At 60.9% G+C, this 24,729-nt stretch carries 19 protein-coding genes; 1 reads left to right on the top strand and 18 read right to left on the bottom strand.

Features of this window, described 5'->3' with window-relative positions:
• The coding region (locus ABRP93_RS06340) for a xylulokinase (protein WP_349887309.1) at positions 1-1,603 on the bottom strand (1,603 nt) is incomplete at its 3' end.
• Between the two features lie 168 nt (positions 1,604-1,771).
• Positions 1,772-4,936 carry an isoleucine--tRNA ligase gene (gene ileS, locus ABRP93_RS06335; RefSeq protein ID WP_349887308.1) on the bottom strand — a complete coding sequence of 1,055 codons (3,165 nt, stop codon included), beginning with the start codon at positions 4,934-4,936 and terminating at the stop codon, positions 1,772-1,774.
• 285 nt (positions 4,937-5,221) lie between these two features.
• Here ileS and ABRP93_RS06330 point away from each other — a divergent pair, with 285 nt between their 5' ends.
• On the top strand, positions 5,222-6,220 hold the full coding sequence (locus ABRP93_RS06330) for an HNH endonuclease signature motif containing protein (RefSeq protein WP_349867379.1): 999 nt from the start codon (positions 5,222-5,224) through the stop codon (positions 6,218-6,220).
• 321 nt (positions 6,221-6,541) lie between these two features.
• Here ABRP93_RS06330 and ABRP93_RS06325 read toward each other — a convergent pair whose 3' ends face one another.
• The 16 genes from ABRP93_RS06325 to ABRP93_RS06250 form a co-directional block, all read right to left on the bottom strand.
• Positions 6,542-6,748 (bottom strand): zinc-binding dehydrogenase, encoded by a 207-nt coding sequence (locus ABRP93_RS06325; protein WP_284609075.1) that lies wholly within the window; start codon positions 6,746-6,748, stop codon positions 6,542-6,544.
• Positions 6,749-6,887: 139 nt separating this feature from the next.
• Positions 6,888-8,084, bottom strand: coding sequence for a DivIVA domain-containing protein (locus tag ABRP93_RS06320; protein WP_349887307.1), 1,197 nt, complete (start codon positions 8,082-8,084; stop codon positions 6,888-6,890).
• A gap of 225 nt (positions 8,085-8,309) precedes the next feature.
• Entirely contained in the window at positions 8,310-8,600 is a 291-nt protein-coding gene (locus tag ABRP93_RS06315) for a YggT family protein (RefSeq protein WP_349887305.1), read from the bottom strand.
• A 94-nt stretch (positions 8,601-8,694) separates the two neighbouring features.
• Positions 8,695-9,168: a cell division protein SepF gene (locus ABRP93_RS06310; protein WP_349852679.1), complete on the bottom strand. Its 474-nt coding sequence runs from the start codon at positions 9,166-9,168 to the stop codon at positions 8,695-8,697.
• A gap of 103 nt (positions 9,169-9,271) precedes the next feature.
• Positions 9,272-9,970 carry a YggS family pyridoxal phosphate-dependent enzyme gene (locus tag ABRP93_RS06305; RefSeq protein ID WP_349887304.1) on the bottom strand — a complete coding sequence of 233 codons (699 nt, stop codon included), beginning with the start codon at positions 9,968-9,970 and terminating at the stop codon, positions 9,272-9,274.
• A complete protein-coding gene (pgeF, locus tag ABRP93_RS06300; protein ID WP_349887303.1) occupies positions 9,963-10,700 on the bottom strand; it encodes a peptidoglycan editing factor PgeF in 738 nt (245 codons plus the stop codon). The genes ABRP93_RS06305 and pgeF overlap by 8 nt, the downstream gene beginning before the upstream one ends.
• 24 nt (positions 10,701-10,724) lie before the next feature.
• Positions 10,725-12,074, bottom strand: coding sequence for a cell division protein FtsZ (ftsZ, locus tag ABRP93_RS06295; RefSeq protein ID WP_349863489.1), 1,350 nt, complete (start codon positions 12,072-12,074; stop codon positions 10,725-10,727).
• 310 nt (positions 12,075-12,384) lie between these two features.
• Entirely contained in the window at positions 12,385-13,056 is a 672-nt protein-coding gene (locus ABRP93_RS06290; protein WP_349863491.1) for a cell division protein FtsQ/DivIB, read from the bottom strand.
• On the bottom strand, positions 13,056-14,519 hold the full coding sequence (gene murC / locus ABRP93_RS06285; protein ID WP_349887302.1) for a UDP-N-acetylmuramate--L-alanine ligase: 1,464 nt from the start codon (positions 14,517-14,519) through the stop codon (positions 13,056-13,058). Before murC ends, ABRP93_RS06290 begins: the two co-directional genes overlap by 1 nt.
• Positions 14,520-15,629, bottom strand: a complete 1,110-nt coding sequence (murG, locus tag ABRP93_RS06280) for an undecaprenyldiphospho-muramoylpentapeptide beta-N-acetylglucosaminyltransferase (protein WP_349887301.1) — start codon at positions 15,627-15,629, stop codon at positions 14,520-14,522.
• A 20-nt stretch (positions 15,630-15,649) separates the two neighbouring features.
• A complete protein-coding gene (locus ABRP93_RS06275; protein ID WP_023023073.1) occupies positions 15,650-17,053 on the bottom strand; it encodes an FtsW/RodA/SpoVE family cell cycle protein in 1,404 nt (467 codons plus the stop codon).
• Between the two features lie 25 nt (positions 17,054-17,078).
• Positions 17,079-18,476 carry a UDP-N-acetylmuramoyl-L-alanine--D-glutamate ligase gene (gene murD, locus ABRP93_RS06270; protein ID WP_349887300.1) on the bottom strand — a complete coding sequence of 466 codons (1,398 nt, stop codon included), beginning with the start codon at positions 18,474-18,476 and terminating at the stop codon, positions 17,079-17,081.
• A 39-nt stretch (positions 18,477-18,515) separates the two neighbouring features.
• Positions 18,516-19,628: a phospho-N-acetylmuramoyl-pentapeptide-transferase gene (mraY, locus tag ABRP93_RS06265; protein WP_023023075.1), complete on the bottom strand. Its 1,113-nt coding sequence runs from the start codon at positions 19,626-19,628 to the stop codon at positions 18,516-18,518.
• A 30-nt stretch (positions 19,629-19,658) separates the two neighbouring features.
• Entirely contained in the window at positions 19,659-21,188 is a 1,530-nt protein-coding gene (locus ABRP93_RS06260) for a UDP-N-acetylmuramoyl-tripeptide--D-alanyl-D-alanine ligase (protein ID WP_023023077.1), read from the bottom strand.
• 2 nt (positions 21,189-21,190) lie between these two features.
• The gene (locus ABRP93_RS06255) at positions 21,191-22,726 is read right to left on the bottom strand and encodes a UDP-N-acetylmuramoyl-L-alanyl-D-glutamate--2,6-diaminopimelate ligase (RefSeq protein ID WP_349887299.1); all 1,536 of its coding nucleotides are present in this window, start codon (positions 22,724-22,726) and stop codon (positions 21,191-21,193) included.
• 9 nt (positions 22,727-22,735) lie between these two features.
• Entirely contained in the window at positions 22,736-24,604 is a 1,869-nt protein-coding gene (locus tag ABRP93_RS06250) for a peptidoglycan D,D-transpeptidase FtsI family protein (RefSeq protein WP_349887311.1), read from the bottom strand.
• Positions 24,605-24,729: the final 125 nt, after the last annotated feature.

Here is a 24,729-nt window from a genome sequence, read left to right as displayed (position 1 = left end):
CTTCTTGAGATACGGAGGTAGGCAACGCTGAAACTGCGCCTTCTTGCATGGACAATCCCTCTATGAATCGCTCGAGGTAGGTAGCAAAGCCCGCGACATCGCGCGGATCGGGCTGACGGACGCGCCCAGTATTATTGCTGCTGGCAATCTCATCGTTGAGGTAATCCGCAAAGTCTTTATCCGAGCCCATGTAGTTCGCCAGCAACGCGATTCCCCAGGCACCACCTTCGCTAGCGGACTGCGCCACGGCCACTGGTGTTTTCAACGCGGCTGCCAGGAAGCGCTGCGCTACGCCAACCGTGCGGAAAATCCCACCGTGAGCTTGGACGACGTCCACGGAAATACCTTCCTGCTCTAGCAAGCGCATACCCAGCGCCAGCGATGCAAAGACGCTATACAGGTTGGCGCGCATGAGGTTAGCAAGGGAGAAATTCGCATCGGGTGTCCGCGCCACCATGGGACGCCCTTCAATCAAACCCGCAATCGGTTCACCGGCCCGGTAGGGATAGACCACTACCCCGCCGGCATCCGGTTCACCGCGTAATGCCTCGGTCAAAATGGCCGTATATACATCGTCGATGTGGTCAATGTTCTTGGTGCCGAACGCCACTGCTACATCGCTAAACAGCGAGATCCAATCCGAAATTTCCTGCGCGCCGTTATTACAGTGCACCATCGACACTGGCAGACCCGTCGGTGTGGTCACCGGGTCAATTTCGGGATAGGACTTACTCAAGGGCTTTTGGTGAACAAGCATTGCAAAAATCGAGGTACCCACGCTCACGTTGCCCGTATTGATGCTGACGGTATTCGTGGCCACCATGCCCGTTCCAGCATCGCCTTCAGGCGGGCATGCCACCGCGCCGGCCTGCAGCGCTCCGCTGGGATCCAGGAGTTCTGGGTGCTCAAGGGCACCCGCGTCCGCGCCCGCAGACAAGGACTCGGGCAATAACTCTGCGAAGTCTCGCCCAATTTCTCCGCGGATTTTCGCGAGCGCCGCCTCATCGTAGGACGCCGTTTGAGGGTCAATAGGAAACATGCCAGAGGCATCCCCCACGCCGAGAACTTTCTTACCCGTTAACTGCCAGTGGATATAGCCGGACAAGGTTGTCAGAAAATCGACGTCGCCAACGTGTGGCTCGCCGTCCAGCAAAGCCTGATAGAAATGGGCGACGGACCAGCGCATTGGAATATTAACGTCGAAGAGTTCCGATAGTTTCTTCGCGGCTTCGCCCGTATAGGTATCGCGCCAAGTGCGAAAGGGCACGAGCTGTTCAGCGGACTTATTGAAAGCCAAGTAGCCATGCATCATCCCAGATATGCCAATAGCTGCTAGCCGGGTGAGCCTTTCCCCCGTGAGCTCACGTATCTCTGCGTTCAAATCAGCGTAGGCGGCACGCAGACCATCCCACACATCATCTAGTGCGTAGCTCCAGTGGCCATCTACATAGTCGCTTTCCCAGCGATGAGAACCGGTTGCGATGACCCGTCCGGAGCTGTCGATGAGGCACGCTTTAATACGCGTCGAGCCGACTTCAATGCCGAGTACTCCTCGGCCGCTGCGGACAATTTCTGCGGGCGTTAAAGAATCGCTCTCTGTCACGGCTACCTTCCTCACGTCGGGGAATTCGGCCGCCAGTCTACTCCCCTATTCCTTCTATCCTTCCGGAGCTTAGAGGAAAATGCAGCGCAACCCTGATAAAAGCAGCGGCCCGGCCGAACGCTGTAGATAGCATCCGGCCGGGCCGCTTCAGGTTGGCGCTATACGCTCTTAGTTCTTGGCTACGGTGGCGGTGACTCCGATGAGGATATCGTGGGCATCGGCAAGCGGCTCGGTGACCACGGAGAACTCCGTTGCCAGCACCTCGCCCGCGATGGTCTCAGCGTGGCGCTGCGCCCACTCCTTCTTATCTTCGGGCACGGAAAGGACCACGGAGATGCGGTCAGATACGTCGAAGCCGGAGTTCTTGCGGGCATCCTGCAGGCCGCGGATAACATCGGCGGCCCAGCCTTCGGCCTCGAGCTCTTCGGTGACCTCGGTATCCAGGACGACGAGGCCATCCAAGCCCTCGATGCGGGCGGTGGAGTCTGGGTTCGCAGCTTGCAAACGCTCGGTGTATTCCTCAGGACTCAAAACGATGTCACCGTCTACCACGACCTCATCGCCGCGGCGCTCGTAGTTGCCCGCCTTGAGGTTCTTGATGGCGCGCTGGACATCCTTGCCCAAGCGCGGGCCGGCAACCTTGGCGTTGCAGACCACCTGGAAGGTGCCGACGGAATCGACATCATCAGTAAGCTCAACCTCTTTGACGTTGACCTCGTCGCGGATAATATCGGCGAAGTCCGCCAGGCTCTGCGAGCCCGCGAAGGCCACGGTGAGCTTTGGCAGCGGCAGGCGGTTGCGCAGCTTATTGGCCTTGCGCACCGAGGACGCAGCCGATGCCACCGCGCGGGTGGCGTCCATGGCAGACACCAGGTCCGCATCCGCGGGGTAGTCCTCGGCCTTCGGGAAGTCCGCCAGGTGGACGGAGCGCTCACCGGTCAGGCCGCGGTAGATGACCTCGGCGACGTGCGGCAACAGCGGGGCAACCACGCGCGTAGTGGTCTCCAAAACGGTGTAGAGGGTGTTGAAGGCCTCTGGGTTGGAGTCCTCGCCACCCCAGAAGCGATCGCGGGAGCGACGGACGTACCAGTTGGTCAGCACATCGGCGAAAAGGCGAACCTCTTCGGTAGCGGTGGCGATATCGGTCCCCGCCAGAGCGGCATCGACATTCGCCACAAGGTCGTGGGTCTTAGCCAGGATGTAGCGGTCGAGCACGTGCGTGGAACTCGTATCGAACTTGGCGTCCTGCTCGGCGTAGAGCTGCAGGAAGGTGTACGCATTCCAGATGGGGAGCAGCGCCTGGCGCACGCCTTCGCGGATGCCCTGCTCGGTGACGATGAGGTTGCCGCCGCGCAGAATGGGCGAGGACATCAGGAACCAGCGCATGGCATCGGAACCGTCGCGGTCAAAGACCTCGTTGACGTCCGGGTAGTTACCCTTGGACTTGGACATCTTAAGCCCGTCGTTGCCCAAGACGATACCGTGGGCCACGACCTTCTTGAACGCTGGGCGGTCAAAGAGCGCGGTGGACAGCACGTGCAGCAGGTAGAACCAGCCGCGGGTTTGCCCGGAGTACTCCACGATGAAGTCCGCCGGCGAGTGAGTTTCAAACCACTCCTTGTTTTCAAACGGGTAGTGCTTTTGCGCAAACGGCATGGAACCGGATTCGAACCAGCAGTCCAGCACGTCCGGCACGCGGCGCATGGTGGATTTACCGGTGGGATCGTCCGGGTTGGGGCGGGTCAGCTCATCAATGTGCGGGCGGTGCAGCGACTCCGGGCGCTTGCCGAAGTCCCTCTCCAGCTCATCCAAAGAGCCGTAGACGTCCATGCGCGGGTACTCGTCATTATCGGACATCCACACCGGGATGGGCGCGCCCCAGTAGCGGGTGCGCGAGATATTCCAGTCGCGGGCACCTTCCAGCCACTTGCCAAATTGGCCATCGCGGATGTGCCCTGGCAACCACTCGATCTCGTTGTGGTTGAGCTCCACCATGCGATCACGGAATTCGGTGACCTTCACAAACCAAGCGGGCAGCGCCATGTAGATAAGCGGCTCGCCCGAGCGCCAAGAGTGTGGGTAGGAGTGCTCGATGGTCACGTGGCGCACCACTCGCCCAGCGGCCTTGAGATCCTTGATGATGGATTTATTCGCATCGAAGACCAGCTGGCCCTCGTACGGCGGGACCTGGGAGGTGAACTTACCGTCCTCATCCACCGGGACCACCAACTCGATGTCATACTCGTTGGTGGTATTCATATCGTCTTCACCAAAGGCAGGTGACTGGTGGACAACACCCGTACCGTCTTCGGTGGTGACGTAGTCTGCCAATAGCACCTGGTAGGCATTACGCAAGTCTGGGAAGAAGCCGAAGATCGGCTCATACTTAAAGCCCTCGAGCTGCGCGCCAGTGAAGGTGTCTAGCACCTCGGCCTCACCTAGTTCCTTTTCCAGGGTGCCCAGCAGGTTTTCGGCCATGATGAACGTGCGGCCGGCGAACTCGCCGTCGGTGGCCTTAAACAGTGCGTAAGAGACCTCCGGGTGAACCGCCAGCGCCTCGTTGGACGGCAAGGTCCAGGGGGTGGTGGTCCAGGCGAGGAAGGAGGCATCGGCAAGCGCGGGGTAATCCGCCAACGTCTTTTCCGCCGCGGTGCCCTCGCGAGCGCCTGCGACCGGGAAGGTCACCGTCAATGTAGGGTCCTGGCGCATCTTATAGGAATCATCCAAGCGCGTTTCCTGGTTGGACAAGGAGGTGTGCTCCGCCCAGGAATACGGCAAAACGCGGAAACCCTTGTAGATCAGGCCCTTGTCATACAGCTCCTTGAAGGCCCACATGACCGATTCCATGAAGTTGATATCCATGGTCTTGTAGCCATTATCAAAGTCCACCCAGCGCGCCTGGCGGTTGACGTAATCTTCCCACTCATCGGTGTATTCCAGCACCGACTTAGCGCAGTACTCGTTGAACTTGTCCAGGCCCATGTCCTCGATCTGGGCTTTATCGGTGATCCCGAGCTGCTTTTCCGCTTCCAGCTCCGCGGGCAAGCCGTGGGTATCCCAGCCAAAGACGCGGGGGACGTAATTTCCGGCCATCGTGCGGTAACGCGGCACGATGTCCTTAACGTAACCGGTCAGCAGGTGGCCGTAGTGCGGCAGGCCATTGGCAAAGGGAGGGCCGTCATAAAAGATGTATTCGGGGCAGTCCTTGGTCTTTTCCAAAGAAGCCTGGAACGTATCGTCCTGCTTCCAGTACTTCTGGACTTCTTCTTCCATATCCGGGAAACGGCTCGAGCCGCCGGTCATATCGACCTTGGGGTAAATCTTTTTCACCATTATCTTCCTTCACGCTATAACTTGATGCAGGGACGGGCCAATGGCTCGCGGTACCACCCTGCTTGAGCTAAAAGCTCCGCTTCGTTTCGGTGAAGGAGATAACGGTCCCACCCGTTCAGTTCTACTGAGCCTTATGGCCGTTCTTCTGAATTGCTCCCCCGGTGATGGCCGGATCATCGCTTGTGCCCGCCAGTATAGCGCCACACGAACGCTGTGCACAAAAGTTATCCACAGGTAGAAATTTTCCTGTTGTACGCGGTTGCGCGCGGCCATAGATTATGAAGCATGACCGCGCTCGAGAATTACTTAGCAGCTATGACCCCGGGGATGGATATCGTCGCCGGGTGCGCTGGCCTGTCTGAGGACGATCTGCGGGCGCATGGTGCGCCGGAGCACACGGCACGGGAGCTTATCCTGCTCAAAGAGGCTTATTGCGGAAACACCAAATTCACCGGCCGGCGCCGGCGCGCCATGGACGGTGCCCGGCGCAATGGCCATTCCATTGTGGCGTTGTCCATCATCGAAAAGTATGCCCGCAAGATGCCCACGCTTTTCGATGCCTGGCTTCTCCGCGAGCAGCTCTGCACCACCAACGCAAGCACCGGGGACCTAGAAAAACTGGCAAAATCTAAGCTACCTGCGAAAAAGAAGAAGGTTAAGCCTGGGGTGCGCATCATTCGCCGCAAGAACGCGCCGTGGACCCTGGCCATCGATGCGCGTTCCTCGCTTATTGCGGATCTTCATGCCGCGCTAAAAGAGAGCGACAAGAAACCGCTAGAGGCGGTGGAACAGACCTTTTTCGGCGGCGGCTCCGCCGTAAAGACCACGGTGATGACCAACGTCCTGGTCAACCTGGATGACTACGTGCGCATCATCAACGGCGATGGCGAGGAAATCCAGCTCCAAATGACCAATGGCGCTACTCTTACCGGCGCCGAGTACCTCGAGCGCGCGCTGAAGGAACGCGGGCTGATTACCCTCATTAGTCCCTATGAGGGAGCGGTGAACCTGTACCGCACGGAGCGCTTCGCCAATGCGAAACAACGCCTGATGGCCGCGGCAGAAAACCCAATCTGCCCGTGGCCGCGGTGCAATAAGCCCGCTGACGAATGTCAGATTCATCATATGGAGCCGTGGTTGCACGGTGGATTGACCAACATAGGTAACTTATCCACAGCCTGCGCCTACCACAACGGGGTCAACGACGATGACCCCAATGCCCCACCACTGCGCGGACACCTCGTCCGCAGGAATGGGACCATCCGGTGGGAACCCCCGGATTAGACAGAAGTTATCCGGGACCTCGTGACGGCTTCCCGCCTGGAATTCCGGCTGGGGACCCGCCAGGGAAACCAAAGAGGAGTCCGAGGCCGGATCCGAGGAAACCGCGATCTTTTAATCCTCAGATGTTGCGAATGATCACGCGTGGTGCGTTTAGGGCGCCTGGAAACGGCGCTTGGCCCCCAGCCAGTTGAGGCGCAGGCGTGCGCCTACTTTGGCATGCCGTAAATGCATGGAGATTCTTTCTGGCCGCTCACTTCGACCGAATCAACCAAACCACACCGAAACTAAGCGGCCCTAGACAGATTTGAGCAATGAGGAGCCCTAGTTCTGCTTCCAGCCTTGGGACAAGTCTTCTTCAAGGGCATTATTATCCGCACGGTACTTGCGCGCCCAATCGATAATAAACAACACGATGCCGGAGCCCGCTGCGATAAAGACGAGGTACAACGCCCAATCGGCGGTATTTAAGACATACGTCACCAAAGCCACGAAGGCCACAAGGGCAAGGACAAGGGCAGCGACGAGCATGTCAGTTCCTCTCAGAGGGGTTAAAAGTAGCTATGGGAACAATCATAGCGAGGTGGATAAAACCACAATAGCGCCCACTCCCCTAGAGGCGTGGGCGCTATGGGTAACTATTTTGGCTTAGTTACTGCCAACCGGCTACTTAGTTCTTGCCGGCATCGCCGTTTGGTGCGGCGGTTCCGCGGGTCTCGAGCTCTTCCAGCTGGGACTCGAGGAGGGTCTTCAAGCGGGTGCGGTACTCGCGCTCGAAGGTGCGCAGCTCGGAGATGCGTGCCTCCAAAGCAGTCTGCTGCTGCTTGACCGTGTTCATCACTTCGGTGTGCTTCTTCTCGGCATCGGCCTGCAGCGATGCGGCCTTCTCCTCTGCCTGGCGAATCTGGGCCTCGGCACGGGAGGAAGCATCGGACTCGGTCTGCTGAGCCTTGGACTCTGCCTCAGAAACCAGCTTCTTGGAGCGGGTTTCTGCGTCCTGCACCTGAGTGTCGTACTTCTTCTGCGCCTCGGCAAGCTGTGCCTTGGAACGAGAGTCAGCATCGGAAAGCTGCTTTTCTGCAGCCGTGCGGGCCTCAGACAGCATGGACTCAGACTCGGCGCGAGCCTCAGAGGTCAGGCGGTCCGCCATCTCCTGGGCCAAGCCCAGCACGCGGGCTGCCTGCATGTGCGTATCAGGGGTAGCCAGGCCGTCTGCGCCCTGTGCTACACCAGTACCTGCAGCGGCCGCTGCGGCGTTGGAGGCAGCCGAGTTCGAGGAGCCAGCGGCGGAAGCGGACTTCTTCAGGCTCTCGTTCTCGCGCTGGGAAGACTCCAGCTCCTTCTTGGCCTGCTTGGCCTCGGTGCGAGCCTCCTCGGCTTCCTTCTTAGCCTTAGCAGCCTCATCGCGAGCCGCCTTGAGCTCGGCGGTATTAGCGGCGGCGGTGACGCCAGCTGCCGGGGCATCGGCACCGCTCTCCTTGGCCTTTGCGGCCTCGGCCTGGGCGGCCTTGACCTGCTCCTGGGCCTTCTTGGTTTCTTCCTTGGCGCGAGAGACCTCGGACTTGGAATCTGCCAACTTGGTTTCATACTCAGCGCGCAGCTTGGCCTCAATCTCCTTACGCAGAGCTTCTTCATCTGCGCCAGAGGTTGCGGCGGCTGCGGCACCAGCCCCTGCTCCGCCGGCCTTGGACCCGGAGCTAAGATCGCTCACCTGCGCCTGCAGGTCTTCATTTTCATCCTGCAATTGGGCAAGGGCATCCTCAACGAGGTCGAGGAACTGATCTACCTCATCCTCGTTGTAGCCACGCTTGCCAATCGGCGGCTTGCTGAACGCGACGTTGTGTACATCAGCTGGTGACAGTGGCATGACTTGTCTTCCCCTTCGAGTTGATACAACCCCGGAGGTTCCAGGGCCTTAGGAGCTGCGGTTCCAGTTTATCTAAACCTTCCCCACAAAGTTATATGTGGTTCATAATACGGGTTATCGCATTTTATTGTAACCGAAAGTCCACAATAATGGACGTAACGCTGACTCTCAATGTCTACCACCTCTCAATGTCTACCACAGGTTACGGGGTGATGCGGGGTTGTCCTACAAGAAAATGGCCCGCAGGAAAATTGTCAGGAACGAGAGGATAAAAAATAGCACCAAGACGGAAACGTCCAGCGCGATTCCACCCATCTGCAGCGGAGGAATAACCCGGCGCAGCGCTTTGACCGGTGGGTCCGTGATGGCGAAAAGGGGTTCAGCGATGATCATGAACCAGCGCGGGGGATTGAATTGCCGCGAGAAGGATTGGATCATCTCGATAATAATCCGGGCGATCAGTACCCATGTATAAACCTTCACCAGAAAGATGAGGATAATTCCAATGTCAGTCACGATTACTCAGCCTATCGAATAGTCCCCCGCACATGCGCATTGCGCGCCGTACGGGGGTTAATGGGATGTGCGTCGTTGTAGCTAGCCCGCGCTCCTAGCGCAGACCGGCGGCGCGCTCCAGTTCAGGTTTAGCGATATCGGCGGATTTCGGCACGACGGCGAATACCTTGCGCTGGGTGTCCATGCCCTTCGACAGGTTGAGCATGCGGCCTTCCAGGCCGAAGCAGAGGCCGGCTGCGAAGTCGATGAAGCGCTTAGCGGTGCCGCGCTCGGCATCGGTAAGTTCAAAGACCACTGCATCGCCATCGCGGAAGGGCTCGCCCACCTTGGCGGCATCGTTGAACGAGGTCAGGGAAATTGCCACGATAGTCGGGACGAACTTTTCCTCGACGGGCGCCGGCGCCGGATTCGACTCATAGGCCTGCGGGGCGCGGCGCGGGGCGTAGGCCGCAGAAGTGGCCGCTCCGTTGCCCGCGTAACGCGGCTCGTCGTTGTAGTAGGCGTCGTCTTCTTCGAAATCCATCGGACCAAGCCCGAAGAAATTCTTCGTCCTATCAATGAATGACATTTTTGGGTCTCCCTCTGACCTAAATTTGTTCAAGTTCAAGCGCGTAAATGTGAATGATGTGACTCATGTGATTTACGCTGTGAAATGCGCTTTTGCGATATTTTTAACCTACTGGGCGCTTTCCCATGATGCTGGTTCCGACACGCACAATATCGGTGCCCGCAGCAATCGCCGCATCCATATCCGCGCTCATCCCGGCCGAGAGTTTGAGCTGCCGGCCAAGGCGTTCGGAGCGGCGATCCACGTCTGCGCGCACTGTAGTAAATACCTCCTGCGCATCGGCATCAAGGGGAGGAACCACCATGAGCCCGGCGAATTCTAGGTGATCCGCCCCCTCGACCGCCTCGATCACCTCATCCAGTTCCTCGCGGATTACTCCCCCGCGCGAGGTATCGCCATCGGCGGAGACCTGAATAAATACCGGAAGGTTAGTGTCTCGCTCACCGCGCTCGTGCGCGAGGCCCACGCCGCGGTCCAGTGCCTTGGCCAGCTTCACCGAATCCACAGAATGCACGCTGGCGGCCCACCGCGCGACGTGGTTGGCCTTCTTGGTTTGAATCTGGCCAATCATGTGAAAACGCAGCTGGTCTAGCTCCTGCACCTTTGCCCGGGCTTCTTGCTCGCGGTTTTCCGCCACGTCCTCTACCCCGAGCTCCGCTAGAAGGGCAATATCCTCTGCGGGATGGAACTTGGTCACGACCAATAGCTGCGGTGCCGGTCGGTCATGCTCAGCTGCAATGGCGCTGATGTGTTCCCTCGTTGCGGCGAGATTATCTGCCAGTTCTTGTTTCCGGTTACTCATGATTAGCCTCCAACCAAATCACACCGGCCTGGCGGCCAGTGGTTCCTTCGCGGCGATAAGAAAAGAAATCCGTGTCCTCAATGGTGCAGCGCGGATCCGAATCGATATTAGTAATACCCAGGCCCATCAATTGACGGATAAGCCCCGCGCGCACGTCGATGCCCCACGTCCCCTTTTCGGTCCTACATTTCGAACCGGGAAGGCGCCGTTCGACATCGTTGGCCATATCTTCTGGCACCTCGTAGTTTTTCCCGGATGCGGCAGGGCCCATGACCACTTGGATTCGCTCCGGCTGAGCGCCGAGTTTCTGCATCTCGCGCACGGTATTGACCACGATGCCGTTGCGGGCGCCGAGCCGGCCGGCGTGGACGGCGGCGATGACGCCGGCGGGGACATCGACAAGCAGCACAGGCGTGCAATCCGCGACGAGGACGCCAAGGCCAAGCCGGCGTTGCGTGGTCACAATCGCATCCGTTGCCGGCACTGGGGACTCGTGCGGGCCATCGATGACGGTGACCGCATTGGTGTGAAGCTGTTCCATCCACACGATATTCTCGAGCCCGGTCACGCGCAGGAGGCGCTCGCGGTTGGCCGTGACGTTGGCTGGTTCGTCGCCGACGTGCCCGCCAAGATTGAAAGACTCATATGGATATGCAGACGCCCCGCCTGCACGGCTGGTAAAAACCATGCGGACGGGGCGGCTGGTGCGATGTTCCTCGTTTACTGGCATGCACACCAGCGTAGCGGTTTGCGCTTAGCGCATGAAGGACGGCACATCGAGATCGTCGTCGCCATCATCATCGCGGCGCTGACTTGGCCGAGACAGGCGGTAGTCTTCGCGACGCTCCTCGCGGAAGCGATCGGAGTTGGTGAACAGGCCGCCAGACTCGCTGCGGCGCTCCTCGGGGCGGCGTTCTTCCACGCGGCGGTCGTCGTAGCGGCGATCGTCTACGCGGCGCTCATCAGCGCGGCGATCCTCCACGCCACCCTGGCCGGCGCGCGGCTCATAGGAGTGGCGCGGTGCGTAGTCATCGGCGGCGGGCTGCGCGGGCGCCGGGGTGGCGGAGTTTCCGGACTCGCGGTCGCGGTTATCAAAGAGCGAGCCGGGCTTGCGCTGCTCGGAGGCGCGCTTACCCGATGCTGCCTGGGCGGCATTGGCCTCGGCGTCGAAACCGGTGGCGATGATGGTGATGCGGATTTCATCGCCCAAGGTGTCATCAATGATGGTGCCGAAGATGAGGTTGACGTCTTCATCGGCGCGTTCTTCGACCATGGAGGCCGCGGAATTGACCTCGTGCAGGCCCAGGTCGGAGCCGCCGGCGATGGAAAGCAGCACGCCCTTGGCGCCTTCCATCGTGGATTCCAATAGCGGCGAGTTGATGGCCTGCTCGGCGGCGGTCATGGCGCGGTTATCGCCCCGTGCGGAGCCGATGCCCATCAGCGCGGAACCGGCGTCAGACATGACGGAGCGAACGTCAGCAAAGTCGACGTTGATCATGCCCGGGATGGTGATCAGGTTGGTAATACCCTGGACACCATTGTGGAGGACCTCATCGGCCGCGCGGAAGGCTTCCACGATGGAAAGCTCTTCCCCACCGAGCTGCATCAGGCGGTCATTGGGGATAACGATGAGGGTATCGCAGACCTCGCGCAGCTCCTCGATGCCGGCCATGGCCTGGCGGGTACGGCGCGCACCCTCGAACTTGAAGGGGCGGGTGACAACACCCACGGTCAACGCGCCCATCTTCTTCGCGATGGAAGCCACAACAGGAGCGGCACCCGTACCGGTGCCGCCGCCCTCGCCGGCGGTAACGAAGACCATATCGGAGCCCTGCAGGGCGTCCTCGATTTCGGACTTGTGGTCTTCCGCAGAGGTCTTGCCCACCTCAGGGTTGGCGCCTGCGCCCAACCCGCGGGTGGCCTCGCGGCCGATGTCGAGCTTGGTATCGGCATCGGAGAAAATCAGCGCCTGGGAGTCGGTGTTGATGGCGACGAATTGGACGCCCTTCAGGCCTTCTTCGATCATGCGGTTCACGGCGTTGACGCCGCCACCGCCGACGCCGACGACCTTGATATCCGCGAGATTGTTGTTGGAAGAGATCATGTGAGCAGGTCTCACCTTTCGCTACTTTAAGTCTGCACGTGCATTAAACGAGGATTGTATGCGCTTCACGAGCGTGAATCGCGTTCCCCTCCATCTTTAACGACACACCTGTAATTTTCATGCTCATTTTACGCGTGTCGGGACTCTCAAGTACCACTTTAGGGTTGCTGGCCTGCGGTTTTGTCCGCCACTTCCGCACCACTGACACCACCCGAAAGAGAAATTAAAAGACCCTGCAGCGCATACGCTTGGGGCGCGGCGCGGCAGGGAATTTTTCGGGTCTATCTCAGCTTCCACCGAGGTATCTACCCTATCCGCGGGTAGTGACCAGTTCAGGGTTAGAGATATTCCATTCTTGGCCCTCCATCTTCAGCACGGTGGCGAAGGCGCGGGCCTTATCATCGTTATTTTTATCGCTGGCTCCCCAGAAAATGCGGCGATCATCTTTGGTGGTGAACTGCAAGGAATAGGAATCGGTGACTTCGAGGGTGGCGACTTGGTGGCGGACGTCATCAGGAAGCGCAGCAATGGCAGCCACCGCGCCTTGGGCCTCGGAGGAGCCACTGTCGATGTCCCCGGTAAGCTCCACCGCACCTTCAGGAGGCTCTGCGGAGGTAAACTCCTCCCCCTTGTCATCGATGAGGAAAGTGGTGTCGTCTCGCTTTACGAAGGCGACGGGCTTGTGTTCCTGCACGGATATCGTCAATGTCGATGGCAGGTCGCGCGAGACCGTCACCGAATCCGCCCAGTCCAGGCTCGCAACGCTACTGGCGGCCGCGTGCGCGTCCACCCGCAAAAGGTTTTCTCCCTCGGGGACTCCGGCGGCCTCCTGCACCTGGGCGGCATCGAGTTGGTGCACGCCTTCTACCTCAAAGTTTTTCACCTTAAAGATGGGCAGCGCCCACACCGCGATGCCCACCAGCAGCACGAGGGCGAGCAGGCCACCGACGATGCCGAAAATAAGCTTCTTCGACACCCGCACTAGTGGGCCCGCAATTCATCGAGAATTTCCGCGGCCACGAGGGTGATGGAACCGGCGCCGATGGTCAAGATGATATCGCCCGGCTGTGCGATGGAGACCACGTCCTTGGCTGCGGCGGAAAAGTCTGGCTCAAAGATAACCTCCATCTCTTCCGGCATCTTATTGGTGATAATGCGCGAGGTAATGCCTTCCACGGGTTGCTCGCGGGCGCCGTAGATATCGAGTACAACGGCGGCATCGGCAAGCGCAAGCGCCTGCGCAAACTCGGCGTCGAATTCCATGGTGCGCGAGTACAGGTGCGGCTGGAAACAGGCGATGACGCGCCCGCCATTGCCCTCGGCCGCAACCTTGGCGCGCGCGGCCCGCAGCACCGCGGCAACCTCGGTGGGATGGTGGGCATAATCATCGAAGACGCGGACGCTACCGCCCTGCCAGTCCACGCTGCCCCGGTACTCAAAGCGGCGGCGCACGCCGCTGAAATCCGCGAGCCCCTCCGCAATGGTGCTGGGATCGCCGCCCGATAACACGCCGGCGATAAGCGCAGCCATGGAGTTGAGCACCATGTGGTGGCCGGGGATCTGCAGCTGGTAGCTCACGGATTCCTCCACGCCGAGCAGGGAAAGCTGCACGGTACACGCCATGCCGGCGGCAGTGGTCTCTTCTGCGGTCAGCGTTGCGGCAAGCGGCACGGAGGTGGTACGCGCTTTCTCCGCGCCGCCATAGCCGATGACGTTGATGCCGCGGCTAAGTGCCTGCTCACCGATCTCGGCGGCATGCTCGTCCTCCGCGCACACGACGAGGTAACCGGTATCCGGGGTGACCAAGTCCGCGAAGTCCGCAAAGACCTTGAAATAGGCGTCCGCAGAGTGGAAATAGTCAAGGTGGTCCGGCTCTGCGTTTGTGATAACGGCGATATCGGGGCTATAGCGCAAGAGCGAGGCATCGGACTCATCGGCCTCGGCAACAAAGACCTCGCCGGTGCCACCGTGTGCATTGGTACCAGCGCGGTTGAGCTGGCCACCGATGGCAAAGGAGGGATCCAGCCCCGCGTGCTGTATGGCGCTCACGGCCATTGAGGTCGTCGAGGTCTTGCCGTGCGTGCCCGCCAGCAGCACCTGAGTATGTCCCTCCATCAGCGCGGCGAGCAGATCCGAGCGCCGTATGAGCGGAATATTATTCTCCCGCGCGGCGACGAGCTCCGGGTTATCCTGCGGAATCGCCGCGAAGGAGGTCACGACGGTGGTAGGCAGCTCGCCGGAAAGCTTGAGGTTTTCCGCAGCGTGGCCGATGGCTACCTTGGCGCCCATGGAGCGCAATACCTCCACCGGGGTGGAGTCCTTCACGTCGGAGCCAGTAACGACGGCGCCGCGAGCGGCCAAGATGCGGGCAAGCCCCGACATTCCGGAGCCGCCGATGCCGATGAGGTGGACGCGGCTAAGATCGTACTGTGCGGGATCGGTCATTTACTTGTCCTTCTTTCCTACCTGCAGTTCTGCGTCCTGCACGCGGGTGGCGATGCGGTCAGCGATGATATGCGCCGCATCCCCCGCCGTGGACTGGTCTGCGGCCCGCGACATGGATTCCAGGCGCTCTGGGGTATCGAGGATGGCGCGGACCTCTTCGATAAGGCGCTCGGACCCCAACTCGGCATCGGGAATCTGCACCGCAGCGCCGGCCTCTACCATTTCGCGCGAATTCAAGGCTTGCTCTCCATTGCCGTGCGGCAGCGGGATGTAGATGGCGGGAAGGCCCGCGGCGGTAACCTCAGCCACCGTCATCGCACCCGAACGGCACACCACAAGGTCCGCTGCGGCCAGCGCGCCGGCCATGTCATCGATATACGGCAGAGCGGCGTAGTTCGGGTACGGTTTAGGCGGATCGTTTTTCTTTCCATAGGCGTGCAGGAGCTGGAAGTCCTTGGTGAGGTCCTCCGCAGCGCCCGCCACAGCCCCGTTGATGCTGGCCGCGCCCTGAGAACCGCCAGTAATCAAGATGGTGGGCAGCTCCGCCAAATCCCACTTCGTGCGGGCATCCGCGGCGGTATTCCCGTCCTTATCCGCAGCAGCCGCGGCTAGGCTTGGGCGCACAGGGATGCCGATGACCTCGCCCTCCATGCCCGAATTGGCGTGGGCGTTCAGGCCGATGCCGCCGAGCTTGACTCCCAGCTTATTGGCCATGCCTGCTAGAGCATTGGTCTCGAGGACGTAGAAAGGAATGCCCAAAGTCTTCGCCGCGATATAGGCGGGCCCGGAAACGTAACCTCCGGTGCCGAAGACGACATCGGCCTCGACGTCCTTTAAGACCTTCCTCGCTTGGCGCACAGAGCGTGCAAGCTTGACTGGCAGCTTGGCTAGGTTGGTGCTCACCTTGCGGGGAATCGGCACGGGGGTAATCAGGCGCAGGTCCACGCCGCGGGCGGGAATAATATCGCTTTCCAGCCCCTTTTCTGTCCCTAATGCAGTAATCCGAGCGCCGTAGCGCTCGCGCAAAGCTTCACCGACGGCAAGGGCGGGCTCAATATGTCCTGCAGTGCCGCCACCTGCAAGGACGACGGAAAATGGCGTGGAATTCATAGCCTAAAGGCTACCAGCGCCTACCGCCTCGGGCGGTGCTCGGCGCGCGGATACCTCCGCCCACTTCCGGTCACCGGCCGGCCGTAGCGCTCATCGCGCACCCGCGGACGTGCCTCCTGCGGCTGGGCGTGTCGGCCCCGCGATTTCTGTTTCCGGGCTGCGGGCGGCTGCGGCTCACCGATGAAAAAGAGGCGATCAAACAGTGGCCGCCCAAAGTTCTGCATCGCAGAGATCTGCATCGGCTCGTGGCGTGCGACGTTGCACAAAATGCCCATTGAGCCAATCGTGATAATCGCGGCCGTGCCACCCGCAGAAATCATCGGCAGCTGGATACCGGTCACCGGCAGCAGGCCCACGACATAGGCGATATTGATAAACGCCTGGGTCACCACGCCGATAGTCAGCGTCGCAGCCAGCAGGGATTGATACTGATTCTGCGCGCGGGTCGCCGTGCGCAGCCCCACATAACCCAAGGCAGCGAAGAGGAAGATCACCAGCGCGCCGCCCCACAGGCCGAGCTCCTCGCCCACGATGGCGAAGATGAAGTCGTTCTTGGCTTCTGGCAGGTAGAACCACTTGGCGCGCGATTGGCCGAGGCCGACGCCCCAGAAGCCGCCATCGGCAAGCGAAAGAAAGCCCTGGTAAGACTGAAAGCCCGTACCCTGGGTATCGGAAATATTGCCAAAGAGGGCATCGAAATAGGTGTGGAAACGGTGGGAGCGGAAGCCGCCGATGAGGAAGACGGCGACCAAGCCCAGCGCACACAGGATGCCGATGATGATGGGCACGCGCCGGTTCACGCCGGCGAAAAAGAGCGTGAAGACCACAACCAGGGCAAAGGACAAGGCCATGCCCAAGTCGCCCTGCCCCACGATGAGCAGGAACATTAAACCAGCGATGAGCGAGTACATCATGAACGGGTCCGAGAGCTTGAGGGAATGATGTTCCTTATCCGCCAAGACCGAGGCACCGAACATGCCTACCGTGATGCGCGCGAGCTCGGACGGCTGCAGGGAAATCGGACCGACGTAGATCCACGACTGGGAACCCACCTCCTCGCGGCCGGTACCAACGCCCGGGATGAGCACCGCGATCAGCAACAAGATGGAAAGGGCCAAAAGCCACGGGATGAATTTGCGCAGCGTCTGCGGGGACACCTTCAGGCCGAGCCAGAACGCGCCCAAGCCGATGATGACCATGGCAGTTTGCCGCAGCGCTTGGTTCCACACGCCGCCATCTTCTGTCAGCGACGTGGCCATGGACGAGGAAAAGACCATGACCACGCCAATGCCGATGAGCGAGAAGATAATCAGGCGCAGCAGCTGATAATCCAGCCCGGCCTGCTGGCGGGCTTGTTCGCGCACGTCATTAATGCGTTCGCGCATGCTCTTTGCGCGGGGGCGCTGCGGGGAGGTGGCTGTCATGAAGTCTCCTAATTTTTAAAAAGGTCTAATCAGCGCGGGCGATATTCCGCGACGCTGCGGCAAAAAGGTCGCCGCGTTGGGCCATTCCGGTGTACATATCCAACGATGCCGCAGCCGGCGCCAAGAGGACGGTATCGCCGGCCTCGGCGTGTTGCGCGGCGGTCCGCACGGCCGCGTTCATCGCCGCCTGTGGGTCGGTGACCTCGATGAGCTCAACCGGGGTTTGCGGGGCGCGGCGCGCCAGTGCTTCCGCGATGATGCTCTTATCGATGCCCACCAGTACCGCCGCCTTCAACCGTGCGGCGTGGGTGGCGATGAGCTCATCCACGTCCGCGCCCTTGAGCTGCCCGCCGGCGACCCAGACAACGGAGTCGAATCCCTCTAGGGCGGCATCGGCCGCGTGTGGGTTGGTGGCCTTGGAATTATCGATATAAGAAATCCCGTCGTGCTCGTGCACCACGGCGCCGCGGTGGCCGGCCACCGCATAGGCGGCCAGGCCTTCCTGTATGGCGGCGGAGCTGGCGCCCGCCAACCGCGCCACGCTCGCGGCCGCCGCCGCGTCGAGGACTCCCGCAAGGCCGGCCGGCTCGATTCCCTCGGCGGAGGCGAGATCAATGGCGTCCTCGCCGTCCAGCCTGGAGACCAAGCGCCCGGCGCTCACCCCTACCTCGCCTGCGGCCGGTTCGCCGGCGGTAAAGCCGTATACGCCGTCGATTCCTTTGGCGTAGCGGCCCGCCGCGGCATCGTCCTTGCCCACCACGGCGCGGGTGCCGTGCAGGGCCTTGGCCTTGGCACAGGCATAAGCCTCGAAGGAACCGTGCCAATCCAGGTGGTCTTCGGCCACGTTGAGTAAGACACCAACATCGGGGCGTAGCTCGCTGGACCAGTGCAATTGGAAGGACGAAAGCTCGGCGCACAGCACGTCAACCCGCGGGGTGGCGGTCAGGGCATCAAAAAGGGAGACCCCAATATTGCCCACGGCTTGGGCGCGCAGCCCGCTGCGGGCGGTATCGGCCTGCATAATCTTGGTCAGCATCCCCGTGGTGGTGGTCTTTCCATTCGTGCCAGTGACGACAAGCCAGGTGCGCTTCGGGCCGAAAACCTCGGCGCGGTCGAGGCGGTAGGCCAACTCGACATCGCCAATGACCTCCACGCCGGCGGCCTGGAAGGAGTCTAAGAGGGCGGAATCGGGCCGCCACCCCGGCGAGGTCACCACCAGGTCATACTCACCCGGTGCTGGAGCGTCGGTTGATACCGTCGCTACGCCGAACTCTTCCTCCAAGGTCGATAGGGCCGCTGCGTTGGAATCGGCGACGGTGGTGTCTACGCCGAGGCTCGCGAGCATCGCCACGCACCCGCGGCCAGAAACGCCGGCTCCTGCTACAAGGACGCGCCCGCGCAGAAAAGGTGGTAGCTCAGCCATGATGAGTGCCTCAATCCTTAAATATCTAGTGCCAAAGATTTATTGCAGGTTTCCGAAGCTCACTGCAGAGAGCCAATCGCCGTAGAAGATGCAGATGCCCGCCATGGCGGCCATCGCGCTAAGCAGCCAGAAACGGGTGACAACCGCGGTTTCGGCCCAGCCGCCGTTTTCAAAGTGGTGGTGAATGGGAGCCATGCGGAAAAAGCGCTTGCCCGTCGTGCGGAAGACCACGATCTGGATGACTACGGAGACCGTCTCGATAACAAAGATGGCGCCGATGACGATCATCAGCAGCTCGGTGCGGGTGGTCACAGACAGGCCGGCGACGAGGCCACCGAGCGCGAGCGAACCGGTATCGCCCATGAAGATCTTCGCCGGTGCGGCATTCCACCACAGGAAGCCGAGGCAGCCGCCCAGGCCCGCGGCAGCGAGAACCGCAAGGTCCAAGGGATCGCGGACCTCGTAGCAGCCGGCGGCCGGGGAAATCGAGCACGAGTTGCGGAACTGCCAGAAGCTAATGAGCGTATAGGCGCCCATCACCATTGCCGTGGTACCTGCCGCCAGACCGTCGAGGCCATCGGTCAGGTTGACCGCATTCGACCACGCGGCGATGAGCAGGTACAAAAAGACCAAGAAGATGATCGTGCCAATAACGGCGCCGCCGACGGCGATATCGAAGGTGTCGAAATCGCGGACGAAGGAAAGGTTCGTCGAGGCGGGGGTCAGCCCATTGGCATCCGGGAATTGTAGGGCGAGGATGCCGAAGATGAGCGCGATGGCCAGCTGGCCTACCAGCTTGGCTGTTTTATTAAGTCCGAGGTTGCGCTTTTTAAACAGCTTGATGAAGTCATCGGCAAAACCCAGTCCGCCGAGTCCCATGGTCAAGAAGTAGACCAATAGCCCAGAGGGGCTAAATCCACCGTTGCCTGTCGCGCGGGCATAGATTCCCACGATGAGGTAGGCCACGGTGATGGCCAGCAGGATCGCCAGTCCGCCCATCGTCGGGGTTCCCCGCTTGCGCAGGTGGAGCTGCGGGCCGTCTTCGCGGATTTCTTGGCCTTTTCCGACGCCAGAAAAATACCGAACCAAAACTGGGGTGGTAAAAATCGCGACGAGGAAACTAACGACGCCCGCGATAATGATCTGAGTCATTGCTAGAGATCTTTCTCCTTGAGATAGGGACTAACGGCGATTGAGCTGTTCTGCCACGCGCCACAGGCGCTGGGCATTCGAGGATTTCACGAGGACGACGTCCTTGGCCGCGCGCGCGGACCAGTCCTCCACCCCAGCAGGGGCTACCCGCAAGATATTTTCCACGGCCGCGGTCGCGGCCTCGATATCGGGGCAAAGTTCAGTCTGGATGCCGTGCGCGTGCGCGGCATCCACCATGGCGACGGTATGGGCACCTTCTCCTACCGCGACGAGATGATCCACGTGGTACTTCGAGAGCACTGATCCTAGGATGCGGTGGGCTTCGACGGCCTCGCCGCCAAGCTCGCCCATCTCACCGAGCACCGCGATGGAGCGGGCATCGGGCCGGGCCGCGGAGGTATAGGCCAAGGCGGCAATCGCCGCGTGCATCGAATCCGGGTTGGCATTATAGGAATCATCGATGACGGTGACGCCATCGTGGCGGGTGCGCACGTCCATACGGTGCGCCGAGCTCGTCTGGTGGCCACTTAGCGCTCGGGCGACGAGCGCAGGTTCCACGCCCGATTCGATGGCCGCTGCGGCCGCGGCCAGGGCGTTGGAGACCTGGTGCTTGCCAAAGACCTGCAGTTTGATCTCCATCGGCGCAACGTCGGGGGCGTGGAAGGTAAAGGACGGGCGGGCGACATCGTCAAGCTCGATGTCTGTTGCGTAGTACTGCGCATCCGCGGCTTGTGGGCGATTGGCGGAATAAAATACCACCTTGGCCTGCGTGCGCGGTGCCATAGAAGCCACGAAGGGATCGTCCGCATTCAGCACCGCTACCCCGCCGTCTGCTGCGGAGGGCAGGGCTTCAATGAGCTCGCCCTTTGCTTGAGCGATATTTTCGCGCGAGCCAAACTCACCCAGGTGGGCGGTGCCTACGTTGAGCACCACGCCCACCGTAGGGGCCGTAATTTCGGTCAAGTGGCGAATATGGCCAATCCCGCGTGCGGACATCTCCGCCACGAGGAAGCGCGTATGCTCATCGCAGCGCAGGGCGGTATAGGGAAGGCCCACCTCGTTATTGAAGGAGCCGGGCGGGGCGACGGTTTCGCCCTCGGCGCGGAAGATGGTGGCCAGCAAATCCTTGGTAGAGGTCTTGCCCGCGGAGCCGGTAACGCCGACGATATCCAAGCCCTGCTCCGCGGCGAGGCGGGAGGTCACCTCGCGCGCGAGATCGGATAATGCGCCAATCACGGCAGCGGCGGAACCATCCTCGTCGTTGGCATAAATATCCGCATTCGCGGAATCACCGGTCACGCGGCCCTGCGGCTTGACGATGACCGCCGGTACCCCCACCGGCCGAGCGGCCAGCACGGCCACGGCGCCTTGTTCTATGGCTTTTTCTGCAAAATCATGGCCATCGACGCGGGCACCGGGCAGGGCTACGAACAAGCTGCCGCTGGTGACCTTGCGCGAGTCAAACTCCACGAAACCGGTCACGCGCTCATCGGGATCATCGACGCTATCCAGGCTACCGCCGGTTATCGCGGCGATATCTCCAATAGAAAGTGGAATCATTACTACTCCTTCGTATCCCTAAGAGTATCGCGATGCGCTGTTCCTGCCAGCTTTTCCTCAATGGCGCGCGCCATTTCCTCTCGGTCATCAAAGTGCAGCGTGCGCTCGCCGACGAGTTGGCCTACCTCGTGGCCCTTGCCGACGACGATGATGGCATCGCCCGGCTGCGCCCAATTCACCACTTCATCGATGGCGCGTGCCCGCGAGCCCTGCTCCCGAATATCGGCATCCGGCGCGGCCTGGCGAGCGCCTTCAATGACCGCCGCGCGGATAGCGGCTGGGTCCTCGGTGCGCGGGTTATCATCGGTCACCACCGTAAGATCCGCCCGGGTGGCCGCAGCCTCTCCCATAATCGGCCGCTTGGTGCTATCGCGATCACCGCCGGCGCCCACGACGACGCCCACGCGCCCGGAGGTGCCCTCCAATTGCAGGCGCAGGGTATCGAGCACCGCGGCAATGGCCGCGGGCTTGTGGGCATAATCCACCACGGCCACAAAGTCCTGCCCGCGGTCGATCCTTTCCATACGCCCCGGAACGGCGACGTTTTCCACGCCGGTCAAAAAGACCTGCGGGTCTTCGCCCACCGCAGTAGCCATCCCTAGGGCGAGCGCGGCATTGGCGATATTGAATTCGCCGGGCAGCGGTAGCCGGAAGGAATAGTCGGTGCCGTCTAGGTTGAGGTCAACCTCCTGTGCACCAGTCGCCTCGGTAGCCGTCTGCCGGGCGGAGATCGTGGCATCGCCTGTACGCGTTGCCACCGTCGTAACCGGAGAACCGGCGTCTTCTATCTTTCCGCGGAGGCGCTCGCCCCATTCATCGTCAACGCAGATGACCGCGCGCTGGGCGGCCTGCTCACCTAGGAACAGCCGGGACTTGGCCGAAAAGTATTCCTCCATCGTGGGATGGAAATCCAGGTGGTCCTGGCTTAGGTTGCTGAATCCAGCCACGGCAAAGTTGGTGCCGCGCACACGGCCGAGCTCCAAAGCGTGGGAGGAGACCTCCATGACCACGTGGGTGACCCCCTCGTCTTTCATGCGGGCGAAAAGCTCTTGCAGACGTGGGGCTTCCGGCGTGGTCAAGGAGGTGGGCACCGGCGTGCGATTGATGCGGGTGCCGGTGGTGCCGATAAGTCCGACGGAGTGGCCAGCCTGCAAGAGGCCAGCTTCCAGCAAGTAACTAGTCGTGGTCTTGCCGGAGGTGCCGGTAATACCGAAGACCGTGAGATCGCGGGTGGGGTGCCCATAAATTTCTGCCGCGATGGGACCTAGGACGGCGCGGATATCGTCCACGACGATAATCGGGCGGGCCTCGTTAGCCTGACGGAGGTGGTCGAGCCCGGCGGCATCGGTAAGCACCGCGCCTGCCTTGGTATCCCCGACGAACTGCGCACCGTGCACGCGCGTGCCGGGAAGGGCCGCAAATAACGCGCCCTCGGGAAGGCTAGCGGAATCCAAGCCGCACGCGCTGATCTCAACGGTGCCATCACCGATGACGCGTCCGTGCGAAAGCTGCGCAAGTTTTTCTAAGGAAACAGACATTTCAAGCTCCTATTGTTCCCGCAGGGTCATCCGCGGCGCTGGTGTCGAGGTGGGAATATTGTCGCGATTGAGCAGCCAGGAAGAGATATCCCGGAAGATGGGGGCTGCGGACTGGCCGCCGCCGCCATTGTCTTCCACGCCGGACTTGGGCTCATCGAGCATGACTGCGACGACGAAACGTGGGTCATCGGCAGGCGCAATGCCCGCGAAGGTAATCCAGTACGCGGAATTAGAATACGCCCCTGAATTCGGGTCCACCTTCTGCGCGGTACCGGTCTTGCCGGAGAGCTGGTAGCCATCCAATTGCGCATTCGCGGCCGTGCCGTTTTGCACGCCGGCATCGTCGTCTTGGAAGACGGCGCGGAACATATCCACCGCGGTCTTAGCGGTTTCCTTGTCCACTACCTGGGTCTTCTTCGGCTCGGGCAGCTTTTCCGTCTCGCCATCGGGATCTTTGATCTCGTCGATGATGCGCGGTTCGATGCGCTCGCCGCCGTTGGCCAATGCTTGGTACACGCTCGCCATCTGCAACGTCGTCCACGCCTGGCCCTGGCCAATAGGCAGATTGGCAAAGGTGCCGCCCGACCACTGCTCTTGATCTGGCACTGTGCCGGCGGATTCATTCGGCAGCTCAATGCCCGTGTTACCGCCCAAGCCAAACTTCTTCAGGTACTCCGCATATTTCTCCGGTCCGAGTTTATCCGCGATCATCAAGGTACCCACGTTGGAGGACTTACCAAAGATGCCGGTGGTGGTATACGGCTCGGTGCCGTGATTCCAGGCATCATTGACGGTCACGCCAGCCATATCGATGGAGCCCGGCACTTGGTGCACTTCATCCGGAGTGGTGATGCCCTCCTGCAACGCCGCTGCCGCCGTCACTATCTTGGCAACGGAACCGGGCTCATAGGGGTGGGAAATGCTGCGGTTCTCGAAGTCCTTGCCCTCTTTGAGCTGGTCTTCGATATTCTTATTCGGATCCACCGTATCGGTATTGGCCATGGCGAGCACCTGGCCCGTCGCGGCATCAAGCACTACTGCCTCGGCACCTTCCGCCTGCGAATTGGCCTTGGCCTTTTCCAGCTTTTGCTGGACGTACGTCTGCAAATCCAAATCCAGGGTGAGGGTGACATCACGGCCGTCAACGGCATCCACGACGTCGCGCAGCGTGCCGGGGATGACCTGCCCATCGGCCGAGACATCCTCCGTTGACTGCCCATCGATACCGGTCAGCTCGGTATCGCGGGCCGCCTCAAAGCCAAACTGGCCGTGGCCATCCATCGAGACCTTGCCCACGACGTTTTCTGCAATCGCTCCATTCGGGTACTGGCGGATATCCTGCCGGTCAGCCGCCACACCGTGGTACTTATTGGAAATCTCTACTGCAACATCCGGATCCACATTGCGAACCAAGACCTCGTACTGCGTATCGGCCTTGAGCTTGTTTTTAATATCGCCCGCATCCACCTTGGAGGCAGAGGCACCCGAATCCTCAATCATCTTCGGGATGCCCTCAGCCATCTCCTTCAGCTTGTCCTCCATTTGTTTGGTGAGGTACTCATCTTTTTTGCTGTCATCCATGTCCTCGAGTTTCCCCTCGGACGTGGCTTCCATTTTCGCCTGCTCTTTGAGCTCATCGCGCAGGCGCGTGGGAGAGACAGTCAAGGAACGAGACTTCATTGTATAGGCCAATCGCTGGCCATCCCGGTCTAGGACCTCTCCCCTGCGGGCCGGATCGATGTAGACGCGTTCGCGCTGGGTAACAGCCTTCGCCGCAAGGTCTGGGCCCCAGACCAATTGTACCCACGCAAGGCGGCCGCCCAAAGCGACGGTGGCGACGACAACGCAGGTCAAAATGATGCGCAGGCGCTGGCGCATGATCGCTTTTTGGGGCACAACAGAGCTAGCAGCGCGGCGCGGCCGCGGACGGTATCCACGGTTGCCACCATTATTCGGTGCAGTCACGGTGCTCAGTCACCTTCCCTTCGCCGCCACAGGTTGTT

Origin of the sequence: Corynebacterium sp. KPL2850, assembly GCF_040225855.1 — a bacterium.
Lineage (GTDB): Bacteria > Actinomycetota > Actinomycetes > Mycobacteriales > Mycobacteriaceae > Corynebacterium.
The sequence above is the reverse complement of the archived record's forward strand: the minus strand, read 5'-3'. Positions and strand labels throughout refer to the sequence as shown.

Coding starts and splice junctions, on each gene's coding strand:
- ABRP93_RS06325 (WP_284609075.1), bottom strand. CDS start 6,748: ATGCTCGTCGCTGCCCTTGTCCTTGCCCTTGTGGCCTTCGTGGCTTTG.
- ileS (WP_349887308.1), bottom strand. CDS start 4,936: ATGGTGAAAAAGATTTACCCCAAGGTCGATATGACCGGCGGCTCGAGC.
- ABRP93_RS06260 (WP_023023077.1), bottom strand. CDS start 21,188: ATGATTCCACTTTCTATTGGAGATATCGCCGCGATAACCGGCGGTAGC.
- ABRP93_RS06255 (WP_349887299.1), bottom strand. CDS start 22,726: ATGTCTGTTTCCTTAGAAAAACTTGCGCAGCTTTCGCACGGACGCGTC.
- ABRP93_RS06320 (WP_349887307.1), bottom strand. CDS start 8,084: ATGCCACTGTCACCAGCTGATGTACACAACGTCGCGTTCAGCAAGCCG.
- ABRP93_RS06310 (WP_349852679.1), bottom strand. CDS start 9,168: ATGTCATTCATTGATAGGACGAAGAATTTCTTCGGGCTTGGTCCGATG.
- murG (WP_349887301.1), bottom strand. CDS start 15,629: ATGAATTCCACGCCATTTTCCGTCGTCCTTGCAGGTGGCGGCACTGCA.
- murD (WP_349887300.1), bottom strand. CDS start 18,476: ATGGCTGAGCTACCACCTTTTCTGCGCGGGCGCGTCCTTGTAGCAGGA.
- ABRP93_RS06330 (WP_349867379.1), top strand. CDS start 5,222: ATGACCGCGCTCGAGAATTACTTAGCAGCTATGACCCCGGGGATGGAT.
- ftsZ (WP_349863489.1), bottom strand. CDS start 12,074: ATGATCTCTTCCAACAACAATCTCGCGGATATCAAGGTCGTCGGCGTC.
- mraY (WP_023023075.1), bottom strand. CDS start 19,628: ATGACTCAGATCATTATCGCGGGCGTCGTTAGTTTCCTCGTCGCGATT.
- murC (WP_349887302.1), bottom strand. CDS start 14,519: ATGACCGATCCCGCACAGTACGATCTTAGCCGCGTCCACCTCATCGGC.
- ABRP93_RS06250 (WP_349887311.1), bottom strand. CDS start 24,604: ATGCGCCAGCGCCTGCGCATCATTTTGACCTGCGTTGTCGTCGCCACC.
- pgeF (WP_349887303.1), bottom strand. CDS start 10,700: ATGCCAGTAAACGAGGAACATCGCACCAGCCGCCCCGTCCGCATGGTT.
- ABRP93_RS06305 (WP_349887304.1), bottom strand. CDS start 9,970: ATGAGTAACCGGAAACAAGAACTGGCAGATAATCTCGCCGCAACGAGG.
- ABRP93_RS06275 (WP_023023073.1), bottom strand. CDS start 17,053: ATGACAGCCACCTCCCCGCAGCGCCCCCGCGCAAAGAGCATGCGCGAA.